The sequence below is a fragment of the uncultured Clostridium sp. genome, from assembly GCF_937920395.1.
GTDB lineage: Bacteria > Bacillota > Clostridia > Clostridiales > Clostridiaceae > Clostridium_AD.
Genome location: NZ_CALEVF010000184.1, coordinates 1 through 5,595 on the forward strand (window position 1 = coordinate 1; position 5,595 = coordinate 5,595).

4 protein-coding genes and 1 pseudogene are annotated in these 5,595 nt (G+C 31.7%); all 5 read right to left on the reverse strand.

From position 1 onward, the window contains the following. On the reverse strand, window positions 1–2,054 hold a 2,054-nt coding region (locus Q0649_RS11785; protein ID WP_298841994.1), incomplete at its 3' end, for a CarD family transcriptional regulator. A 61-nt stretch (window positions 2,055–2,115) separates the two neighbouring features. Further along, window positions 2,116–2,679: an aminoacyl-tRNA hydrolase gene (gene pth / locus Q0649_RS11790; protein WP_298842003.1), complete on the reverse strand. Its 564-nt coding sequence runs from the start codon at window positions 2,677–2,679 to the stop codon at window positions 2,116–2,118. 125 nt (window positions 2,680–2,804) lie between these two features. Continuing rightward, window positions 2,805–4,013, reverse strand: a complete 1,209-nt coding sequence (locus Q0649_RS11795) for a S1C family serine protease (protein WP_298841997.1) — start codon at window positions 4,011–4,013, stop codon at window positions 2,805–2,807. Window positions 4,014–4,100: 87 nt separating this feature from the next. Beyond that, on the reverse strand, window positions 4,101–5,516 hold the full coding sequence (locus Q0649_RS11800) for a cell wall metabolism sensor histidine kinase WalK (protein ID WP_298842000.1): 1,416 nt from the start codon (window positions 5,514–5,516) through the stop codon (window positions 4,101–4,103). A gap of 1 nt (window position 5,517) precedes the next feature. Next, window positions 5,518–5,595 (reverse strand): annotated as a pseudogene (locus Q0649_RS11805) (DNA-binding response regulator); the annotation flags it as partial.

Genomic DNA, 5,595 nt, shown 5'->3' on the forward strand with positions numbered 1-5,595 from the left:
GTAGGCACTAAAAACGCTACTTGTTTACCATCCATAACAGCTTTAAAAGCTGCTCTAACGGCAACTTCCGTTTTGCCATATCCAACATCTCCACATATTAGCCTATCCATTGGTTTATCCGATTCCATATCTTTTTTTATTTCCTTAATTGCTATTAATTGATCTGGGGTTTCATCAAATGGGAATTCATCTTCAAATTGTTTTTGCCATACAGTATCTTTGCTATATTTATGTCCCTTAAGTGTAGCCCTAGTAGCATAAAGTTTTACCAAATCTTCTGCAATATCTGCAATTGAATTTTTAACTTTATTCTTAGCCTTAACCCATTCCGCTCCACCTAATTTACTGATTTTAGGAGCCTTACCTTCACTCCCAATGTATTTTTGCACCAAATCTAATTGTTCCACTGGAACATAAAGTGTATCTCCAGAATTATAACTAAGATCTAAATAATCTCTTTTATGACCATGGACCTCCAACTGCTTAATTCCTTTGTATACTCCTATTCCATGGTTTACATGAACAACGTAGTCCCCCAATTTAAGTTCTGTAAAGCTTTTAAGTTTACTTGCTCCTTTTTTATGGGCACGACTAACAGTTTTTCTTTTCGATCCACCAAAAACCTCTTTATCAGATATAATGCACAATTTTAGCTCTGGATATTCAAATCCTTTTAGTTGGTTTCCAAAAGTTACAACTACTTCCCCAAATTCAATTTTAGAAATACTATCCTTATAAACGCTTTCAATACCTTTATCCCTAAGCGTATCTATAAGCCGTTCCCCTCTAGTTCTTGTTCCCGATAAAATTACAGTTTTATAACCCTTACTTTTTTTATCCTTTATATCATCAATAAGCATATCTAATTGGCCATGATAATTATAAATTGTAATTTGAGAAAAAGATATTATAGATCTCGGCTTAAGCACTTTCGTAGTTTTAGCAATAGAATTTATTGTCATAACTTCAAGGGTTTCTAACTCCTCATATATACGTTGTTTATCAATTAACCCTTCTGCTTGCTTTGGAAGTATACTTCCCCTTCTTAAAGAAGTTTCATAATTCTCTTCAAACTCAAGGTACACACTGTCTAGTTTACCTTGGCATCTTTGTGCATCATCAACTACTATAAATGCTCCTGTCATATAATCTAAAAAAGTAGATGTAGTATCATAAAAATAAGGCATATAACTATCAACGTCTTTAAAACTACCTGTTTCTTTAAGTGCTTCTAAATTAATATTAACAAGTGACGTTATTCTTTCTCTAGCTTCTTTATCCTTTTTTTTATGTAAACTGCCAAGCATATTTTCCAAATCTTCCTTAATCCTATCATAACCTTTTTTTCTACTATCCTCAGTTAGTATAATTTCTTTTGCTGGAAATATTTCTATTTTTTTTATCTTATCTATACTTCTTTGGGTTTCACTATTAAACGTCCTTATAGAATCTATTTCATCGTCGTAAAGTTCTATCCTAAATGGCAACGCAGATATAGGAGGATATAAATCCATTATCCCTCCTCTTATACAAAATTCACCTTTAGTCTCTACCCTATCTACTCTCTCATATCCACACTGAATTAATTTTTCTGAAAAGGAGTTAAAATTTAAAGTACCCCCTACAGATAATTTGAACACATATTTTTGAAGCAAATCCATTGGTATATATGTAGCTGCTATTGCCTCTATACATGTAATTATTATTTTCTTACCGCCTTCAGTAATTTTTTTCATTACCTTAAGTCTTTCCCATCTTAAATCTCCTGATACCGCATCCGCGTTATAAAATCCCATTTCTCTAGTTGGATAATAATACACGTCGTTTACATAAAAGGATAAATCCTCATAAATATTTTTAGCCTCTACATCACTATGAGTTAAAATCAACATAGATTTATCTAATTGTTCATATACACCATTCACTAAATAACTCTTCGCTGATTCCGAAAGACCGTATACTCCAATTGGGTATGCCTTTTTTTCTATATTACTTAGTATATCTTTAAATTGATTACTTTCCTTTAAAGGCTTCATAAGCCCACTTAGTCTCATGTTAACACCTCTCACTCATTACATAAATGTATCGATAGTATTTTAATAAAATTACCTTCATTTAGGCATTAAACCCATTAAACTGATTCATAGCCTCGCCACATCCTTTTTCGATTATAGTTTGTGTGGCCTGTATAGTCGCTTCAAACGTTTTTTCGACAAGTATTCTCTGCTCACTCGAAAATCTGCCTAAAACATGAGGTATTAGTGCTCTCTCTGGTTTTCCTACACCTATTTTTATTCTGACAAATATGTCAGACGACAAATTCTCAATAATACTTTTTAAACCATTATGTCCACCAGCACTGCCTTTACTTCGTATTCTCAATTTACCTGCATCCAAACTAATATCATCATGTAATATGATGATATTTTCATTAGGAATCTTATAAAATGAAGATGCTTCGCGCACACTTTCCCCACTCAAGTTCATATATGTACTAGGTTTTAATAAAATAACTTTACTTGCCCCTATATTAATCTCTGCGCATACACCTTTAAATTTTATCCTATTTATCGATACATTATACTTATCTGCCATCAAATCAATTACATCGAATCCTACATTATGTCTTGTATGTCTATATTCATCTCCTGGATTTCCCAGTCCAACTACTAAGTACATCATTACCTCCAAATATTATTATGCTTAGGCTATATCTCTATTACATAATTATTTTTTATTTACCTTTTTTATAATATTATACCAATAAGTGTTATAATCTACAACTATACATAAAAACACTTTAATTAAGGTTCATTTGTAGCTTTTAGTTCAGACAAAGTTATGCTAACATCTTTAACTTTACCATTTCTTTGAACCTTACAATGCACGTTCCTTGCAACTTTATATTTATCTAAGACATTGCTTAACTCTTCCATATTTTTAACGCGTACTCCACCTATTTGAGTTATAATATCAGTAGGCATAATTCCAGCTTTATCTGCCCCACTATTGTCCACAACTTCTTGCACATAGACTCCCTCCATACCATTATTTCCCACTGAAATGGCGGGCACTCCATAGATACCTATTGCAGGCCTTATAACCTTACCATAGGTCATTAAATCGCTTATAATTTCTTTAGCTACATTTATGTTGATTGCAAACCCAACCCCATAAGCTTCACTACTTGAACTGATTTTCAAACTATTTATACCAATTACTTCTCCATTTATATTGCATAATGCCCCCCCACTATTTCCTTGATTTATAGTTGCATCAGTTTGTATTACTTTATATATGGTTTGCTCCCCAGTCTTCTTATCAACTATATTAACTTTTCTATCTAATGCACTTATTACCCCTGCAGTAACACCTCCTGAAAACTGTTCTCCTAGTGGATTACCAATAGCAATAGCTATATCTCCAACATTAACCTTTGATGAATCGCCAAGTTTTGCTACAGGTAAATTACTAGCATCAACTTTTATAACTGCCAAATCTGATATAATATCAGTCCCTATTACCTTTGCTTTCAAAACCTTATAATTACTAAGTTTCACCTTTATATCTGTCGCATTTTCAATTACGTGATAATTAGTAATAATAAATCCTTCACTTTTAAATATAATTCCAGAACCGCTGGCCTCAGGTGTTTCCTCTACACCGTCTACTTTTACACTTATACCAACTACTGTTGGTGACACCTTTCTTGTAACATCAGAAATAGAGTTTACATATATGTCTTTATTGTTCTGTTCTAATTTACTCGTAGTTAAATCACCGCTAATATTTTCTTGTGATTTATCTTTGTTAATAACATAATTTGCTGTAATTCCTCCAGAAAGGGCAGCTATTATAATAAAAAATACCACTTTTAAAAGTACTTTAAAGTAATTTCTTTTATTATTTTTTCTAAATTTAATTTCTCCAAAAATATCCTGACCTCTGTCTGCATTCTTCCACAAAGCATCTCTTATCTCTTCATTAAATTTATAGTTATCCTTGTTATCCATAGTATCACCTGCCCTTCTTGTTATAATTACAATATGGAAGTTTTAACGACTTATGAAACTCTATTATATTTTTGGTCAAATTTAAAATCATTCCACTTTCATTAAAGTAAACGTAAAATAAACCCCTTTATCCTTATTCTCGACCCATATGTCTTCCTGTAATTGAGTTATTATATTTCTAACTATAGCTAAACCAAGTCCAGTACTGTCTTTTGCTGTTCTAGCTTTGTCCGCTTTGTAAAACCTATCCCAAATATGCAATAAATCTTCTTCTGCTATTTGTGGACCATCATTAAACACAGATATAAAAGCTTTTCTACCTTTAGTTTTTGAACTTATTTTTATTTTTCCACCCTCATTAACATATTTTATAGAATTATCCAATAAATTTGTAATTACTTGCACTAGCCTATCTTTATCTCCAGCTACAAATAAATTATCTTCTTCGAAACACACATCTACAGAGGCACGTTTCTCTTTAATTTTTGTTTCATTTTTTATGACTGTAAGTCTAATTATCTCGTTAATATCCACTTTAATAATCTTTAAGCTAAACTCTCCAGCTTCAATTGCAGACATATCTAGTAAGTCGTTTACGAGTCTTGTTAATCTTTGAATTTCTTCATACGCAATCGATAAATAGTATTTTTCTTTTTCCTCTGGGATTACTCCATCAAGTATTCCTCCGATAAATCCCTTAATTGATGTTATAGGTGATCTAATTTCATGTGATACGTTTGAAATAAATTCGCGTCTGTTTTTTTCATTTTTCTCAACAGAATCCGCCATAAAATTAAAAGTTTGAGCGAGTTCTCCGATCTCATCATTAGATTTTAAATAAACTCTCTTATTAACATCCCCATTAGATATTTTCCTAGCTACAGAATTAATTTCGGCTAGTGGCTTTATAATTATCTTTTGAGAAAAGTAGTATATAACTATACAAGAAAATATTATTGCAAAAATAGCAGATATCCAAATTATTTCATAAACACGTTTTAAAGGTGAACTTATTTCATCAATGGAATTATATAAAATTATTGAACCCTTAAAGCTGCCTTCTTCAGTCATTATCGGTGTACCATACACTCTTACAGTCTTGTCAAATATTCCTGCGTAAGGCCCTGTAATCTCGAACGTATGCCCCAGTCTGAGTTGCTTTAATTCTTCACCAAAAACTTGTTTTCCCATAAACTCCTTATGCTCTTTATTAGATACAGCATAAACATAACCAATACTATCTGTAAGCCATATATCTGACTTTATATACTTAGAAATTATGGTTATTATATCATTTACTTGCTGCGACGTAGCATCGCCCTCCATATATTTCATAGCAATTCCTTGTATCATATATGACTTATCTAAAAATTGTTCTTTTCTTTGATCAAAAAAATAATTTTGAAACCAATAAGATAAAAATGACGCAATAATTATTAGGCTCATAGATATTATAATAGTATAGGTTGCTAACATCTTAAAAAATAGCCCTTTTTTGACCATTTTATTTCACCTCAAATTTATATCCTACTCCCCAAACAGTCTCAATCTGCCAATTTGGTCCACCTTGAAGCTTTTCTCT

Coding starts and splice junctions, on each gene's coding strand:
- pth (WP_298842003.1), bottom strand. CDS start 2,679: ATGTACTTAGTAGTTGGACTGGGAAATCCAGGAGATGAATATAGACAT.
- Q0649_RS11795 (WP_298841997.1), bottom strand. CDS start 4,013: ATGGATAACAAGGATAACTATAAATTTAATGAAGAGATAAGAGATGCT.
- Q0649_RS11800 (WP_298842000.1), bottom strand. CDS start 5,516: ATGGTCAAAAAAGGGCTATTTTTTAAGATGTTAGCAACCTATACTATT.